Below are 15,753 nucleotides of genomic sequence, written 5' to 3'. Positions count from 1 at the left end.
TTTCCGGTGAAACCTTACAGACTCGCCAGAATTCTTTCGATCTCGGCCGTAACCGACTCGATATCCGCCATGCCATCCACAGTCTTCAACTTGCCCTTGGCATGATAATAGCCGGTCAGAGGGGCCGTGCTCTTGTAGTAGGCACGCAAGCGATCTGCATAAACTTCGGCATTGTCGTCCTTGCGCACCGGCAGACCGGCGGCACGGGCCTCTTCCGCCCGACGCAAGATGCGGTCGACCATGGCCGAATCATCAACGACGAGTTCGATGGCCACATCCAGCGCCTGGCCTTTGTCCTTGAGCATGGCCTCGACAGAATCAGCCTGGACCAGCGTCCGCGGATAACCATCCAGAATGAACCCGTTGTCGCAATCTGGCTGGTCGATCCGCTCGGAGACGATCGCATTCACCACGGCATCCGGAACCAGCTCACCGGCATCCATCAGCGCCTTTGCCTTCATGCCGACTTCTGTCTGGGCCGCCACGGCGGCCCTCAGCATGTCCCCCGTGGAAAGCTGCGGAATGCCGTGCTTTTCCACAATCCGCTGGGCCTGGGTCCCCTTGCCCGCGCCCGGCGGTCCTAACAGAATGAGTCTCATCGTCCCCTCTTTCCTCCTCGTAGCTTGGACTTCTTGATCAGCCCTTCATATTGCTGGGCGATCAGATGTCCCTGAACCTGTGCTACAGTATCAAGGGTAACGCTGACAACAATCAAAAGCGATGTACCACCAAGGGCTAATGGCACGCCGGTGCGCGCAATCAGGATCTCCGGCAGGATGCAGACGAAGACAAGATAGACCGCACCAACAGTCGTGATACGCGTCAGAACATAGTCGATGTATTCTGCCGTGCGGTCACCGGGACGGATACCCGGAATGAAGCCGCCATGCTTCTTCAGATTGTCCGCCGTGTCCTTCGGGTTGAAGACGATGGCGGTGTAGAAGAAGGCAAAGAACGCAATCAGTGCGCCGTAGAACATCATGTAGACGGGATGCCCGTGGGTCAGTGCCGCGACGATGGCCGTTGCCCAACCCGGAAGTTCCGAAGAACCGGAGAATCCGACAACAGTCGCCGGCAGAAGCAGGAGCGACGATGCAAAGATCGCCGGGATGACGCCTGCGGTGTTGAGTTTGAGCGGCAGGTGAGACGTATCGCCCTGGAACATCCGGTTGCCGACCTGACGCTTCGGATATTGGATCAGAAGGCGGCGCTGGGCACGTTCGACAAAGACGATCAGCGCGATAACAGCGATGGCAACAACCACAACAGTCAGAATCAGCAGTGTCGAAACGGCGCCGGTCCGGCCAAGATCCAGGGTCTGGGCCAGCGCAGTTGGCAGTGTTGCGACAATACCGGCAAAGATAATCAAGGAGATACCGTTACCGATCCCGCGCGCAGTGATCTGCTCGCCGAGCCACATCAGGAACATGGTACCGCCGACAAGCGTAATGACGGCAGACGTGATGAAGAACCAGCCCGGATCAAGAACGAGCCCTTCGCCGCTCTGCAAGCCCACGGCGATCGCATAGGCCTGAACGGTGCCGAGAAGCACGGTGCCATAACGGGTGTACTGGTTGATGATCTTGCGACCCTGCTCCCCCTCCTTCTTCAAGGCTTCGAGAGCGGGCACGACAGAGGTCATCAGCTGCACGATAATCGATGCGGAGATGTAAGGCATGATGCCGAGGGCAAAGATCGCCATGCGCTCGACGGCACCGCCGGAGAACATGTTGAAAAGCCCCAGGATACCACCGGACTGGCCCTGGAATGCGGCGGCATAGGCCTCCGGATTGAGACCTGGCAGCGGAATGTGCGTGCCGAGACGATAAACCAGCAAAGCGGCCAGAGTGAACCAAAGGCGCTTCTTCAGATCTTCCGCCTTGGCGAAAGTCGAGAAGTTGAGGTTCGAGGCCAGTTGTTCCGCTGCAGAAGCCATGAAATTCTCCGCAAACCATGACCGGCTCAAGCAAACTTGCAGACCGGCGGGCTATTCGTTCAAACTGTTCTTTTTTGAAAACAGGGCGGTCGGGAGACGTTGCGCTGGCAGCGATATGCCTCACACCCTTGTTTTCGAGATGACCCGGAAGACGAAACGACGTCACTTCCGTCCTGGGATCGTGAGGCTCACATATGGGAGCAAAATCGCCCGGTGTGAAGCACCCCGGGCGATGTAATTAGCATTATTCAGCGGTCTGTGCAGCTGCTTCGAGCAGCTTGACCGAGCCACCGGCCTTTTCGATCTTCTCGACAGCAGCCTTGGAAGCGCCGGCAACCTCGATGGTTACCTTTGCCTTCAGCTCGCCATCGGAAAGAAGGCGGACGCCGTCCTTCGGGCGACGGATAACGCCAGCAGCCTTGAGAGCGCCTGCATCGATCGTTGCCTTTGCGTCGAGCTTGCCTGCATCGATTGCCGTCTGGATGCGACCAACAGACACCGTGACGTAATCCGCACGGAAGATGTTGTTGAAGCCGCGCTTCGGCAGACGACGGTAGATCGGCATCTGACCGCCTTCGAAGCCGTTGATGGCAACGCCCGAACGAGCCTTCTGACCCTTGACGCCGCGACCGCCGGTCTTGCCCTTGCCGGAGCCAATACCGCGACCTACGCGGATACGGTCCTTAGAGGCGCCTTCGTTGTCTTTGATTTCATTCAGTTTCATGATGACTCTCTCCGTCTCACTTCTCGTCGACGACGCGAACGAGATGCTGGACAGCACGGATCATTCCGCGAACCGAAGGCGTATCCTCCAGCGTGCGAACCCGGTGCATCTTGTTGAGGCCCAGACCAATCAGCGTCTTGCGCTGTACTTCCGGACGGCGAATGGGCGAACCGATCTGCTCGATCGTGATCGTCTTTGCTTCAGTCTTCTTCGTAGCCTTAGCCATGGATCAGACTCCTCTTATTCTTCAGAGGCGTTGCCGGAAGCGGCACGGCGAGCCTGGAGCGTGGCGTATTTCAGGCCGCGCTGAGCTGCGATGTCCTTCGGGTGTACCTGGTGCTTCAGGGCGTCAAAGGTTGCGCGAACCATGTTGTAGGGGTTCGACGAACCGGTCGACTTGGCGACGACGTCCGACATGCCGAGCGTCTCGAACACGGCGCGCATCGGACCACCGGCGATGATACCGGTACCGGCCTTGGCGGAACGCAGCAGAACCTTGCCGGCGCCGTGACGGCCGTTTACGTCGTGATGCAGCGTGCGGCCATCGCGCAGCGGAACGAAGATCATTTCGCGCTTGGCGGCTTCGGTTGCCTTGCGGATCGCTTCCGGCACTTCACGTGCCTTGCCATGACCGAAGCCCACGCGACCCTTCTGGTCACCGACGACGACGAGGGCTGCAAAGCCGAAACGACGGCCACCCTTCACCACCTTGGCGACGCGGTTAATCGCGACCAGCTTGTCAACAAACTCGCTGTCGCGCTCTTCACGGTTCTGGCGCTCTTCGCGCGAACCACGCTTGTCTTGTGCCATTGTCCTTTTCCTTTTTCTTTTCCGGGTGCAATCGGCAGATTACTGATAATCCGACCCTGCTTCTGCAGGTGCCAGGATCCGGGAATACGGCCCGAAGGCCGAAATCCGCCCGGAGCCAAAGACCCGGGCGGAAACTTAATCAGAAGTTCAGACCGCCTTCGCGTGCTGCCTCTGCCAGAGCCTTGATACGGCCGTGATAGATGAAGGCGCCGCGGTCGAAGACCACTTCCTTCACGCCAGCCTTGACCGCACGCTCGGCCACGAGCTTGCCGACAGCCGCAGCTGCGGCAATGTCTGCGCCGGTCTTGAGGTCGGACTTCAGGCTGCCATCGAGGGTCGAGGCTGCTGCGAGGGTCTTGCCGGCCACGTCGTCGATGATCTGAGCGTAGATGTTCTTCGACGAGCGATGTACCGACAGACGCGGACGACCATTGGCGACCGCCTTGATCTGACGCCGCACGCGATTGGCACGACGAACAAGTGCTTCTTTTCTGCTTGCCATTTCGCGCGTTCCTTACTTCTTCTTGCCTTCTTTGCGGACAATCCGCTCTTCGGCATACTTGACGCCCTTGCCCTTGTAGGGCTCGGGGCCGCGATATTCGCGGATCTCGGCAGCGACCTGACCGACCTGCTGCTTGTTGATACCGGAGATGACGATTTCCGTCGGCTTCGGCACAGCAATCGAGATGCCCTGCGGCGGCTCGTAAACAACGTCATGGCTGAAACCCAGCGCCAGCTGCAGGTTCTTGCCCTGAAGCGACGCACGGTAACCAACGCCGTTGATTTCAAGCTTGCGCTCGTAGCCGTCCTTGACGCCCTTGAAGATGTTTTCGATCATCGTGCGGGACATGCCCCACTTCGAACGCGCATCCTTGGAGTCATTGACCGGCTTAACAACGACGGCGTTGTTTTCCAGCTTCACCGAGATTTCGTCATTTGCGACGAAGAAAAGTTCGCCCTTCGGGCCCTTGGCAGTAACCTTCTGGCCATCAACCGAGGCCGTGATCCCTGCAGGAACCGGAACGGGCTTTTTACCGATACGAGACATTTTTAAATCCTGTCTGTTCGCTAGGGAGACCTCCGCGCTGTCTTAGAAGACAGAGCAGAGAACCTCGCCACCAACATTCTGTTCGCGAGCCTGGTGATCGGCCATCACACCCTTCGGAGTCGAAAGGATGGTGATGCCGAGGCCGTTCGCGACCTGCGGGATGGACTTAACCGAGACATAGACTCGGCGGCCCGGCTTGGAAACACGACCGATTTCGCGGATGACCGAAGCACCTTCGTAGTACTTCAGTTCGATCTGCAGCTCGGACTTGCCGTTCCCATAGTCAACCTGGCTGTAGCCACGGATGTAGCCTTCAGCCTGGAGAACGTCGAGAACACGGGCACGGAGCTTGGAAGCCGGGGTGGAAACCGAACCCTTGCGGCGTGCGGCACCATTCCGGATACGGGTGAGCATATCGCCCAACGGATCTGTCATCGTCATTTGCCCGTCTCCTTACCAGCTCGACTTTACAACGCCCGGCACCTTGCCGGTGTTGCCAAGCTCACGAAGCGCGATACGCGACATCTTGAGCTTGCGATAGAATGCACGCGGACGACCGGTCACTTCGCAACGGTTGCGAATGCGGGTCTTCGATCCATCACGCGGCAGTTCAGCCAGCTTCAGGGTAGCCTTGAACCGCTCTTCGATCGGAAGCGACTGGTTCATGATGGTTGCCTTCAGGGCAGCGCGCTTGGCGGACTGCAGGGCAACTGTCTTGCGGCGGCGCTTGTTCTTTTCAACTGCGCTTACTTTCGCCATATCAAGTTCCTCTTCTACGCTCGTCGTTACGGTTACTGACGGAAGGGGAAGTTGAACTCTTTCAAAAGAGCCCGAGCTTCGTCGTCCGAGGTTGCCGTCGTGCAAACGATGATGTCCATGCCCCACATCTGATCAACCTTGTCGTAGTTGATCTCAGGGAACACAATGTGCTCCTTGATGCCCATGGCGAAGTTGCCACGGCCGTCAAAGCTTTTCGGGTTCAGGCCGCGGAAGTCGCGAACGCGCGGAAGCGCGATGTTGACCAGGCGGTCCAGGAACTCATACATGCGAACGCCACGCAGGGTGACCTTGGCACCGATCGGCATGCCTTCACGAACCTTGAAGCCTGCAATCGAGTTGCGGGCGCGCGTGATGACCGGCTTCTGACCGGCGATCTGCGCGAGGTCGGCAGCTGCAACAGAAGGCTTCTTGGAGTCGGCAGTCGCCTCACCTACGCCCATGTTGATGACGATCTTGTCGATCTTCGGAATCTGCATTTCGTTGGCGTAGGAGTACTTCTCCTGCATCGCCTTGCGGATCCGGTTTACGTATTCGGTCTTGAGCCGTGGCTCGTACTTTGCCTCAGCCATCGATCACTTCTCCCGAACGCTTGGCCACACGAACCTTCTTGCCTTCAACAACCTTGAAACCAACGCGAGTCGGCTTGCCATCCTTGTCGGCGATGGCGAGGTTGGAAAGATGGATCGAAGCTTCCTTGTTGATGATGCCGGCTTCCTGCGTCTGGGTCTGACGCTGGTGGCGCTTCACCATGTTGATGCCACGGACGACCGCGCGGTCTTCCTTCGGCATGACCTGAACAACTTCACCGGAACGACCCTTGTCCTTGCCGGTCAGTACGACGACCTTGTCGCCCTTACGAATCTTTTGCATCGTCGTCGCTCCCTTACAGAACTTCCGGAGCCAGCGAGATGATCTTCATGTGGTTCTTCCCGCGAAGTTCGCGCGGAACCGGTCCGAAGATACGCGTGCCGATCGGCTCTTTCTTGTTGTCGATAAGAACTGCTGCGTTGTTATCGAAGCGGATGACGCTGCCGTCGGCGCGACGGATGTCCTTGGCGGTACGAACAACCACCGCCTTCATAACGTCGCCCTTCTTTACGCGGCCGCGCGGGATCGCTTCCTTGATCGAAACGACGATGATGTCGCCGATCGAAGCGTACTTGCGCTTGGAGCCGCCCAGCACCTTGATGCACATGACACGACGTGCGCCGGAATTATCCGCCACGTCGAGGTTAGTCTGCATCTGAATCATGTCAGGTCGCCTTCTTGTTGTAACCCGAACGGTTGGGCACGAGCCCCCTATTCCGGCTTATGATAAATTTCGACTGTCGCGCGGGAAGATTTGACAGGGTGGTTTCCCCAAGGGGACCTTCCGTGCGCTCAAAGCAAAAGAACGCTCACTGCGGAGCGTTCCTGCGCCAATGGGCTGCTTCATACAGATTTTTGCGCAAGGTGCAAGCCCTTGCGCCCCAATCCGTCAATTAAGCCTGGGCGGCAATAACCGTCCAGCGCTTGTCCTTGGAAATCGGCGCGCATTCCTGGATGGAAACAACGTCACCGACCTTGAACTGGTTGTTCTCGTCGTGAGCCTTGTACTTCTTCGAACGACGAACGGTCTTCTGGAGCAGCGGGTGAGCGAATCGACGCTCAACGCGGACAACTACAGTCTTCTCGTTCTTGTCGCTGACAACGACGCCCTGCAGAATGCGTTTAGGCATATTATTCTGGTCCTTTAGGCCTTGGCTTCTGCCGCCTTCTGGCGGGCAATGGTTTTCACGCGAGCGATGTCCTTGCGAACCTCATTGATACGCGAGGACTTCTCGAGTTGGCCAGTCGCCTTCTGGAAGCGCAGGTTAAACTGCTCCTTCTTGAGCTTGGCCAGTTCATCCTTCAACTGATCGGCGCTCATGGCGCGAACGTCTGCGGCTTTCATGGGCTTGATCCTTACTCTGCAATGCGCTGTACGAAGCGCGTCTTGACCGAGAGCTTGGCGGAACCGAGGCGGAGCGCTTCGCGCGCAATTTCCTCAGATACACCGTCAATCTCGAACATCATGCGGCCGGGCTTGACCTTGCAGGCCCAGTATTCAACCGAACCCTTACCCTTACCCATACGCACTTCGGTCGGCTTGGCAGTGACCGGAACATCGGGGAATACCCGGATCCAGACACGGCCCGCACGCTTCATGTAGCGGGTGATTGCACGACGAGCAGCTTCGATCTCACGCGCGTTGACGCGGTTAGGCTCGAGAGCCTTAAGACCGAACTCGCCAAATGCCAGGTCGAAACCGCCCTTGGCCACGCCCTTGATGCGGCCCTTGAACTGCTTGCGGTACTTAGTACGCTTTGGCTGCAACATTTTCTTATTCTCCGAACTTATCTTTCGCCAGCGCTAATCAAGCGTTCTCGCGGCGACGGTCGCCACGTTCACGGCTTGCCGGACCCTGCGCATCGCCTTCCATGGCGCGACGTTCAGAAGCCATCGGATCATGCTCAAGGATTTCGCCCTTGAAGATCCAGACCTTGACGCCGCAGATGCCGTAGGCGGTTTCGGCTTCGGCTGTGCCGTAGTCGATGTCTGCACGCAGGGTGTGAAGCGGCACGCGGCCTTCACGGTACCATTCGGTACGCGCGATTTCCGCTCCGCCGAGACGACCGGCGCATGTGATCTTGATGCCTTCGGCACCCAGACGCATGGCCGACTGAACGGCGCGCTTCATAGCGCGACGGAATGCGATACGACGCTCCAGCTGCTGGGTGATCGACTGGGCAACGAGCGTCGCGTCGATTTCCGGCTTGCGCACTTCAACAATGTTGAGATGCGTTTCGGAGTTGGTCATTTCGGAGAGCTTCTTGCGAAGCTTTTCGATGTCTGCACCCTTCTTGCCGATGATCAGACCCGGACGAGCCGAGTGGATCGTGACACGGCACTTCTTGTGCGGACGCTCGATGACGACCTTGGCAATACCAGCCTGCTTCAGCTCTTCCATGAGGTAAGCGCGGATCTTGAGATCCTCGTGCAGAAGCTTGCCGTATTCGGCATTGTCGGCGAACCAACGGCTGTCCCAGGTGCGGTTGATGCCCAGGCGGAAACCGATCGGATTAATTTTCTGACCCATTATGCGGCCTCCCCTTTGGCTTCGACTTCACGCACCACGATGGTGAGGTGCGCGAACGGCTTTTCGATGCGCGATGCGCGGCCGCGGCCACGAGCGTGGAAACGCTTCATGACGATCGACTTGCCGACATAGGCCTCAGCGACAACCAGCTGGTCGACGTCGAGGTCGTGGTTGTTCTCGGCGTTTGCAATGGCCGACTCCAGGGTCTTTCTGACCTGGCCGGCAATGCGCTTGCGGGAGAATTCCAACTCGGCGAGAGCGCGGTCAACCTTCTTGCCACGGATGAGCGCAGCAACCAGGTTGAGCTTCTGGGGGCTGACGCGGAGCGTACGCGCAACGGCCTGCGCCTCGTTATCCTTCAGCCGACGTTCGGCTTTAGCCTTACCCATTGTTACTTCCTCTTCGCCTTCTTGTCCGCACCATGACCGTAATAGGTCCGGGTCGGAGCGAATTCACCGAACTTGTGGCCGACCATGTCTTCGTTGACAGAGACGGGCACATGCTTTGAGCCGTTGTAGACGCCGAACGTCAGTCCGACGAACTGCGGCAGGATCGTGGAACGACGGCTCCACATCTTGATCACTTCATTACGACCGCCTTCGCGAACCTTCTCAGCCTTCTTGAGAAGATAGCCGTCAACGAACGGGCCTTTCCATACTGAACGAGCCATTACTGACTACCTCTCTTACTTCTTCTTCTGGTGGCGAGAACGCATGATGAACTTGTCGGTCGACTTGTTCGAGCGGGTGCGCTTGCCCTTGGTCGGCTTGCCCCAAGGCGAAACCGGGTGACGACCACCAGAGGTGCGGCCTTCACCACCACCGTGCGGGTGATCGACCGGGTTCATGACAACACCGCGGTTATGCGGGGTCTTGCCACGCCAGCGGGTACGACCAGCCTTGCCGTCGTTGATGTTGCCGTGGTCCGGGTTCGATACGGCGCCAACCGTTGCAAGGCAGGAGCCAGGAACGAGGCGCTGTTCGCCCGAGTTGAGGCGAAGGATCGCCATGCCTGCATCACGACCAACCAGCTGAACATAGGTGCCAGCCGAACGGGCGATCTGGCCACCCTTGCCGGGCTTCATTTCCACATTGTGGACGATGGAGCCAACCGGGATGTACTGCAGCGGCATCGCGTTGCCGGGCTTTACGTCGACGGCCTTGTCCGAAGCGATAACCTTGTCACCGGCGGCTAGACGCTGCGGTGCCAAGATGTAGGCCTGCTCGCCGTCCGCATAGGTGACGAGAGCGATGAACGCCGTGCGGTTCGGGTCATATTCCAGACGCTCGACAGTGCCTTCGACGTCGAACTTGCGACGCTTGAAGTCAACGAGACGATAGGTGCGCTTGTGACCGCCACCGATGAAGCGAGCGGTAATGCGGCCGAGGTTGTTACGACCGCCGCTCTTGGACAGACCTTCCGTCAGCGACTTGACCGGCTTGCCCTTCCACAGGCCCGAACGGTCAACGATGACGAGCTGACGCTGGCTCGGGGTCGTTGGATTGTAGCTTTTCAATGCCATTGTTTTTCTTCCCTACCTCAGACGCCCGTCGACATGTCGATGGACTGACCTTCGGCGAGCGTGACGACCGCCTTCTTGACGTCCCTCTGCTTGCCGATGAAGCCGCGGAAACGCTTGGTCTTGCCCTTGCGGACGAGCGTGTTGACGGCGGTAACCTTGACGCCGAAGAGAGCTTCGACTGCAGCCTTGATCTCAGGCTTGGAAGCGTCCTTGGCGACGTTGAAGACAACCTGGTTCTGTTCCGATACCATGGTCGACTTTTCCGTGATCGACGGAGATACGATCACATCGTAGTGGCGAAGATCCGTCATTTGAACCGCTCCTCCAGAGCTTCAACCGCAGCCTTGGTAAGCACGAGCTTGCCACGACGCAGAATGTCGTAAACGTTGATTCCCTGGATCGGGAGAACATCGATGTTCGGGATGTTCGAGGCAGCGAGCTTGAAATTGCTATCCAGCTCAGCGCCGCCGATCAGCAGTGCGTTGTTGAGGCCGAGGGCTTCGAAAGAGCCAACCAGCAGCTTGGTCTTTGCATCGGCTGCGACGAACTGGTCGACGATGATCAGCTGTTCCGCCTTGGCCTTTGCCGACAGGGCGTGACGCAGAGCCAGGGCACGAACCTTCTTCGGCAGGTCATGGGCGTGGCTGCGAACAACCGGGCCATGAGCCTTACCACCGCCGCGGAACTGCGGAGCGCGGGCCGAATGGTGACGAGCACGACCGGTGCCCTTTTGCTTGTACATCTTGGCGCCAGTGCGAGAAACTTCCGCACGGGTCTTAGTCTTGTGCGTGCCCTGACGCTTGTTGGCAAGCTGCCAACGAACCATACGGGCCAGAATGTCTTCGCGCGGATCAAGGCCGAAGATTTCGTCAGAGAGGGAAACCTTGCCGGCGTCCTTGCCCTCGAGGGTCTTGACGTTCAATTCCATGTTCTTGGCTCCCTTACTTCGCCGACTTCACGGCGTCGCGGACGATGATCCAGGAACCCTTGGAACCGGGAACGGCGCCCTTCACAAGGATAAGACCGCGATCTTCATCGGTCGAAACGACTTCAAGGTTCTGGGTGGTGACGCGCGTCTGGCCCATGTGACCAGCCATGCGCTTGCCCTTCCACACGCGACCCGGGTCCTGGTTGGAACCCGTCGAACCGTGCGAACGGTGGGAGACGGACACACCGTGCGTCGCACGCAGACCGCCGAAGTTGTGACGCTTCATGGCACCGGCAAAGCCCTTACCGATGGTCGTGCCAGTTACGTCAACGAGCTGGCCGGCCGAAAAATGGCTCGCCGTCAGCTGAGCGCCAACGTCGATCATGTTGTCTTCCGATACGCGGAACTCGACGAGCTTGGCCTTCGGCTCAACGCTTGCTGCAGCGAAGTTGCCACGCATGGCCTTGGACGTGTTCTTTACCTTGGCCTGGCCTGCGCCAAGCTGCACGGCCGTATAGCCGTTCTTTTCGACTGTGCGATGGGCCACCACCTGGCAGCTGTCCATGCGCAAAACCGTTACCGGGACATGTTCACCGGCGTCGTTGTAGACGCGGGTCATTCCCACTTTCTGTGCAATCACACCTGAACGCATTGGTTCATTCCTCTTGAGAGTCGCGGCCTTGACGAAACCGTCCAGGCCTTTCCTCTTTGTTTAAGGATTCCACTCCGGCCCTTCCGAACCTTCGGGTTTCCCGTTTCGAGAAGTCGTTGGCAGGTCTTGCCACGTACCTTCCTTGTTATTTCGGCTCTCGCCGGAATTCCTTCTTAGAGCTTGATCTCGACGTCAACGCCGGCAGCCAGATCGAGCTTCATCAGCGCGTCGACGGTCTGCGGAGTGGGGTCAACGATGTCAAGCAGGCGCTTATGCGTGCGCATCTCGAACTGTTCGCGGCTCTTCTTGTCGACGTGCGGCGAACGGTTAACAGTAAATTTTTCAATGCGTGTCGGGAGCGGTACCGGGCCGCGAACGCTTGCACCGGTGCGCTTTGCGGTCGAGACGATCTCCCGCGTAGAGGCATCGAGAACCCGGTGATCAAACGCCTTGAGGCGGATGCGGATATTCTGGCCGTTCATTCGACTTGTCCTTGTTTCTTTTCTTGCGTCCCGCATACGCAGAGACAGTGAATTACCATGACTGGCCGGCCCCTAATTTTCAAAAATCACAGGGACACCGCAGGGTGCCCCTGTCACTCTATCTATTCATGAGGAGCCCTGCCGAACTCGACCCGTCACCAGGCCTTGAAAACTGCAGCGCTGAGAACTGGCGGCGCAAATCACCGCGCGATTCTGATCGTGGGCGGCGACATACACCGCAAACGGCCTTTCGTCAATCCGTCCAACGTGACGAAGTGACGACACATGCGCTGTCTGCACGACAGGCTTGCGCCGGGCGACAGACAAAAGACAAGAGCAGCCCCAAACCAGGGGTCGGGGCTGCTCACAAACCGATTACTCGATGATCGAGGCGACGATGCCGGCGCCGACGGTGCGGCCGCCTTCGCGGATCGCGAAGCGCAGCTTTTCTTCCATCGCGATCGGAACGATCAGCTCGACGTCAACGGTGACGTTGTCGCCCGGCATGACCATTTCCGTGCCTTCCGGAAGCGTCACGATGCCGGTCACGTCCGTCGTGCGGAAGTAGAACTGCGGACGGTAGTTGGTGAAGAACGGCGTATGACGGCCGCCTTCTTCCTTCGTCAGGATGTAGGCTTCTGCCTTGAACTTCTTGTGCGGCTTGACCGAACCCGGCTTGCACAGGATCTGGCCACGCTCGACGCCGTCACGGTTTACACCGCGCAGCAGCGCACCGATGTTGTCGCCGGCCTGGCCCTGGTCGAGCAGCTTGCGGAACATTTCAACGCCCGTGCAGGTCGTCTTCGTCGTCGGACGGATGCCGACGATTTCGATTTCCTCGCCAACCTTGACGATACCGCGCTCAACGCGACCCGTCACAACCGTACCACGGCCAGAGATCGAGAACACGTCTTCGATCGGCATCAGGAAGGGCTGGTCGATCGGACGCTCAGGCGTCGGGATGTAGGCGTCGACTTCGGCCATCAGCTTGCGGATCGCGTCTTCGCCGATTTCCTTGTTCGAATCTTCCAGAGCGGCCAGAGCCGAGCCCTTGACGACCGGGATGTCGTCGCCCGGGAAGTCGTAGGACGACAGAAGTTCGCGAACTTCCAGCTCAACGAGCTCGAGCAGTTCGGCGTCGTCAACCTGGTCAACCTTGTTGAGGAAGACAACGATCGCCGGAACGCCAACCTGACGGGCGAGCAGGATGTGCTCGCGGGTCTGCGGCATCGGGCCGTCGGCAGCCGAGCAAACCAGGATGGCGCCGTCCATCTGGGCAGCACCGGTGATCATGTTCTTGACGTAGTCGGCGTGGCCGGGGCAGTCAACGTGCGCGTAGTGGCGGTTCGCCGTCTCATACTCGACGTGGGCCGTCGAGATGGTGATGCCGCGCGCCTTTTCTTCCGGAGCAGCATCGATCTGGTCGTATGCCTTGAACTCACCGAAGTACTTGGTGATCGCTGCCGTCAGAGACGTCTTGCCGTGGTCGACGTGGCCGATCGTGCCGATGTTGACGTGCGGCTTGTTGCGCTCAAACTTACTCTTTGCCATTTTCGGCTCTCCGTTTTTTGTCCCCTTCAAGGGGAAATTCAATTTCTAATTTGGACGTCGAGACTATTCCGGTCACTTCTGACCGGAATACTTCGCCTGGATTTCAGCAGCAACGTTGCTCGGCACCGGTGCGTAATGGTCGAAGACCATCGAGTACTGGGCGCGGCCCTGCGACATGGAGCGCAGGTTGTCGACGTACTTGAACATGTTGGCAAGCGGAACGTGAGCATTGATCACGATCGCGATGCCGCGCTGTTCCTGGCCCTGGATCTGACCACGACGAGAGTTCAGGTCGCCGATAACGTCACCGACGTAGTCTTCAGGGGTCACGACTTCGACGCGCATCATCGGCTCAAGCAGCTGAGCGCCGGCCTTCTTGGCTGCTTCACGGAAGCAGGCACGCGATGCGATTTCGAAGGCGAGAACCGACGAGTCGACGTCGTGGAAGGCACCGTCGATGAGGGTAGCCTTGACGCCCAGCATCGGGAAGCCAGCGAGCGGACCCGAAGACAGGACGCTTTCGATACCCTTCTGAACGCCCGGGATGTATTCCTTCGGAACAGCACCACCGACGATCTTGGATTCGAACTTGAAGTCGTCGCCTTCCGGGTTCGGTTCGAAGACGATCTTGACGCGGGCGAACTGACCGGTACCACCGGACTGCTTCTTGTGCGTGTAGTCTTCTTCGTGCTGACGCGTGATGGTTTCGCGGTAAGCAACCTGCGGAGCACCGACGTTGGCTTCAACCTTGAACTCGCGACGCATGCGGTCGACGATGATGTCGAGGTGAAGTTCGCCCATGCCAGCGATGATGGTCTGGCCGGATTCCTGGTCGGTCTTGACGCGGAAGGACGGGTCTTCGGCTGCCAAGCGGTTGAGCGCGAGGCCCATCTTTTCCTGGTCGCCCTTGGACTTCGGCTCGATCGCGATCTGGATGACCGGCTCGGGGAATTCCATGCGCTCGAGGATAACCGGCTTCAGGGGATCGCAGAGCGTGTCACCCGTGGTGGTTTCCTTCAGACCGGCGAGTGCTACGATGTCGCCTGCGAAGGCTTCTTCGATGTCTTCACGGCTGTTGGAGTGCATCTGCAGCATGCGGCCGACGCGCTCGCGCTTGTCCTTGACCGTGTTCATGACAGACGAGCCCTTTTCGAGCTTGCCGGAGTAAATGCGGGCGAAGGTCAACGAACCGACAAAGGGGTCGTTCATGATCTTGAATGCAAGCATTGACAGCGGCTCGGCGTCATCTGCGTGGCGCTCGATCTCGGCTTCGGTCTTGAAGTCGATGCCCTTGATGGCCGGGATGTCGAGCGGTGACGGCAGGTAATCGACAACCGCGTCGAGGAGCGGCTGAACGCCCTTGTTCTTGAAGGCGGTGCCGCAGAACATCGGGTGGAACTTGACGTCGATCGTGCCGCGACGAACGAGTTCGCGGATCTTGTCGTTGTCCGGCATGTCGCCGTTCAGGTAGGCTTCCATCGCTTCTTCGTCGATCTCGACAACAGTCTCGATCAACTTTTCGCGATATTCTTCGGCCTTTTCCTTCAGGTCGGCAGGGATTTCGACAACGTCCCAGGCAGCGCCGAGGGACTCATCGCGCCAGATCAGCGCATTCATCTCGATCAGGTCGACAACGCCCTTGAAGTCGCTTTCAGCGCCGATCGGCAGCTGCATGACAACAGCGGTGGCACCCAGACGGGTCTTGATCATTTCCACCGAGCGGTAGAAGTCAGCACCGGTCTTGTCCATCTTGTTGCAGAATATCATCCGCGGGACGTTGTACTTTTCAGCCTGACGCCAGACGGTTTCGGTCTGCGGCTCAACACCAGCATTGGCGTCGAGAAGAGCGATGGCACCGTCGAGAACGCGCAGCGAACGCTCGACTTCGATGGTGAAGTCAACGTGGCCAGGAGTGTCGATGATGTTGAAGCGGCGCATCTTGCCGTCGCGACCCTTCCAGAAGGTCGTGGTGGCAGCAGAAGTGATCGTGATGCCACGCTCCTGCTCCTGCTCCATCCAGTCCATCGTCGCGGCGCCGTCATGGACTTCGCCGATCTTGTGAGACTTACCGGTGTAGTAAAGGATACGTTCGGTGGTCGTGGTCTTGCCGGCGTCGATGTGCGCCATGATACCGAAGTTGCGGTAGTCTTCGATTTTATATTCGCGAGCCATAACGGACTGCCTTTCAATATTCGATCGGTT

25 protein-coding genes are annotated in these 15,753 nt (G+C 58.6%); all 25 read right to left on the bottom strand.

Annotated elements, in window-relative coordinates; genetic code table 11:
• Positions 1-14: 14 nt before the first annotated feature.
• Positions 15-599 carry an adenylate kinase gene (locus FE840_RS12145; protein ID WP_138289011.1) on the bottom strand — a complete coding sequence of 195 codons (585 nt, stop codon included), beginning with the start codon at positions 597-599 and terminating at the stop codon, positions 15-17.
• Positions 596-1,936, bottom strand: coding sequence for a preprotein translocase subunit SecY (gene secY / locus FE840_RS12140; RefSeq protein ID WP_138289012.1), 1,341 nt, complete (start codon positions 1,934-1,936; stop codon positions 596-598). The genes FE840_RS12145 and secY overlap by 4 nt, the downstream gene beginning before the upstream one ends.
• Before the next feature lie 244 nt (positions 1,937-2,180).
• The gene (gene rplO / locus FE840_RS12135) at positions 2,181-2,660 is read right to left on the bottom strand and encodes a 50S ribosomal protein L15 (protein WP_138289013.1); all 480 of its coding nucleotides are present in this window, start codon (positions 2,658-2,660) and stop codon (positions 2,181-2,183) included.
• Positions 2,661-2,676: 16 nt separating this feature from the next.
• Entirely contained in the window at positions 2,677-2,886 is a 210-nt protein-coding gene (gene rpmD / locus FE840_RS12130) for a 50S ribosomal protein L30 (RefSeq protein ID WP_113462293.1), read from the bottom strand.
• Positions 2,887-2,900: 14 nt separating this feature from the next.
• Entirely contained in the window at positions 2,901-3,470 is a 570-nt protein-coding gene (gene rpsE, locus FE840_RS12125; RefSeq protein WP_138289014.1) for a 30S ribosomal protein S5, read from the bottom strand.
• 139 nt (positions 3,471-3,609) lie between these two features.
• Positions 3,610-3,972: a 50S ribosomal protein L18 gene (gene rplR, locus FE840_RS12120; RefSeq protein ID WP_138289015.1), complete on the bottom strand. Its 363-nt coding sequence runs from the start codon at positions 3,970-3,972 to the stop codon at positions 3,610-3,612.
• 12 nt (positions 3,973-3,984) lie between these two features.
• Positions 3,985-4,518, bottom strand: a complete 534-nt coding sequence (gene rplF, locus FE840_RS12115; RefSeq protein ID WP_138289016.1) for a 50S ribosomal protein L6 — start codon at positions 4,516-4,518, stop codon at positions 3,985-3,987.
• Positions 4,519-4,560: 42 nt separating this feature from the next.
• Complete coding sequence (gene rpsH / locus FE840_RS12110; protein ID WP_138289017.1) at positions 4,561-4,959, bottom strand: 30S ribosomal protein S8; 399 nt, start codon at positions 4,957-4,959, stop codon at positions 4,561-4,563.
• A gap of 12 nt (positions 4,960-4,971) precedes the next feature.
• A complete protein-coding gene (gene rpsN, locus FE840_RS12105; protein ID WP_138289018.1) occupies positions 4,972-5,277 on the bottom strand; it encodes a 30S ribosomal protein S14 in 306 nt (101 codons plus the stop codon).
• Between the two features lie 32 nt (positions 5,278-5,309).
• Positions 5,310-5,867 (bottom strand): 50S ribosomal protein L5, encoded by a 558-nt coding sequence (rplE, locus tag FE840_RS12100; protein WP_138289019.1) that lies wholly within the window; start codon positions 5,865-5,867, stop codon positions 5,310-5,312.
• On the bottom strand, positions 5,860-6,168 hold the full coding sequence (gene rplX / locus FE840_RS12095; protein ID WP_138289020.1) for a 50S ribosomal protein L24: 309 nt from the start codon (positions 6,166-6,168) through the stop codon (positions 5,860-5,862). Before rplX ends, rplE begins: the two co-directional genes overlap by 8 nt.
• A gap of 13 nt (positions 6,169-6,181) precedes the next feature.
• Positions 6,182-6,550: a 50S ribosomal protein L14 gene (gene rplN, locus FE840_RS12090; protein ID WP_136597316.1), complete on the bottom strand. Its 369-nt coding sequence runs from the start codon at positions 6,548-6,550 to the stop codon at positions 6,182-6,184.
• A 229-nt stretch (positions 6,551-6,779) separates the two neighbouring features.
• Positions 6,780-7,016 (bottom strand): 30S ribosomal protein S17, encoded by a 237-nt coding sequence (rpsQ, locus tag FE840_RS12085; protein WP_138289021.1) that lies wholly within the window; start codon positions 7,014-7,016, stop codon positions 6,780-6,782.
• A 14-nt stretch (positions 7,017-7,030) separates the two neighbouring features.
• On the bottom strand, positions 7,031-7,231 hold the full coding sequence (gene rpmC / locus FE840_RS12080; RefSeq protein WP_027489069.1) for a 50S ribosomal protein L29: 201 nt from the start codon (positions 7,229-7,231) through the stop codon (positions 7,031-7,033).
• Positions 7,232-7,242: 11 nt separating this feature from the next.
• A complete protein-coding gene (rplP, locus tag FE840_RS12075; protein WP_015915745.1) occupies positions 7,243-7,656 on the bottom strand; it encodes a 50S ribosomal protein L16 in 414 nt (137 codons plus the stop codon).
• A gap of 37 nt (positions 7,657-7,693) precedes the next feature.
• Positions 7,694-8,416, bottom strand: a complete 723-nt coding sequence (gene rpsC, locus FE840_RS12070; protein ID WP_138289022.1) for a 30S ribosomal protein S3 — start codon at positions 8,414-8,416, stop codon at positions 7,694-7,696.
• Complete coding sequence (gene rplV, locus FE840_RS12065) at positions 8,416-8,805, bottom strand: 50S ribosomal protein L22 (RefSeq protein WP_138289023.1); 390 nt, start codon at positions 8,803-8,805, stop codon at positions 8,416-8,418. Before rplV ends, rpsC begins: the two co-directional genes overlap by 1 nt.
• Before the next feature lie 2 nt (positions 8,806-8,807).
• The gene (gene rpsS / locus FE840_RS12060) at positions 8,808-9,086 is read right to left on the bottom strand and encodes a 30S ribosomal protein S19 (protein WP_112830279.1); all 279 of its coding nucleotides are present in this window, start codon (positions 9,084-9,086) and stop codon (positions 8,808-8,810) included.
• Between the two features lie 15 nt (positions 9,087-9,101).
• Positions 9,102-9,938 (bottom strand): 50S ribosomal protein L2, encoded by an 837-nt coding sequence (gene rplB, locus FE840_RS12055; RefSeq protein WP_138289024.1) that lies wholly within the window; start codon positions 9,936-9,938, stop codon positions 9,102-9,104.
• 17 nt (positions 9,939-9,955) lie between these two features.
• Positions 9,956-10,249, bottom strand: a complete 294-nt coding sequence (locus tag FE840_RS12050; RefSeq protein ID WP_138289025.1) for a 50S ribosomal protein L23 — start codon at positions 10,247-10,249, stop codon at positions 9,956-9,958.
• A complete protein-coding gene (gene rplD / locus FE840_RS12045; protein WP_138289026.1) occupies positions 10,246-10,866 on the bottom strand; it encodes a 50S ribosomal protein L4 in 621 nt (206 codons plus the stop codon). The genes FE840_RS12050 and rplD overlap by 4 nt, the downstream gene beginning before the upstream one ends.
• 13 nt (positions 10,867-10,879) lie before the next feature.
• Positions 10,880-11,518, bottom strand: a complete 639-nt coding sequence (rplC, locus tag FE840_RS12040) for a 50S ribosomal protein L3 (protein ID WP_138289027.1) — start codon at positions 11,516-11,518, stop codon at positions 10,880-10,882.
• 173 nt (positions 11,519-11,691) lie between these two features.
• Positions 11,692-12,000 (bottom strand): 30S ribosomal protein S10, encoded by a 309-nt coding sequence (gene rpsJ, locus FE840_RS12035; RefSeq protein ID WP_006728688.1) that lies wholly within the window; start codon positions 11,998-12,000, stop codon positions 11,692-11,694.
• A 375-nt stretch (positions 12,001-12,375) separates the two neighbouring features.
• A complete protein-coding gene (tuf, locus tag FE840_RS12030; protein WP_179028205.1) occupies positions 12,376-13,551 on the bottom strand; it encodes an elongation factor Tu in 1,176 nt (391 codons plus the stop codon).
• 72 nt (positions 13,552-13,623) lie between these two features.
• Positions 13,624-15,723, bottom strand: a complete 2,100-nt coding sequence (fusA, locus tag FE840_RS12025) for an elongation factor G (RefSeq protein WP_138289771.1) — start codon at positions 15,721-15,723, stop codon at positions 13,624-13,626.
• Positions 15,724-15,753: the final 30 nt, after the last annotated feature.

Origin of the sequence: Peteryoungia desertarenae (genome assembly GCF_005860795.2) — a bacterium.
GTDB classification, from domain to species: Bacteria; Pseudomonadota; Alphaproteobacteria; order Rhizobiales; family Rhizobiaceae; genus Allorhizobium; species Allorhizobium desertarenae.
This window is presented reverse-complemented; position numbering and strand designations above follow the sequence as displayed.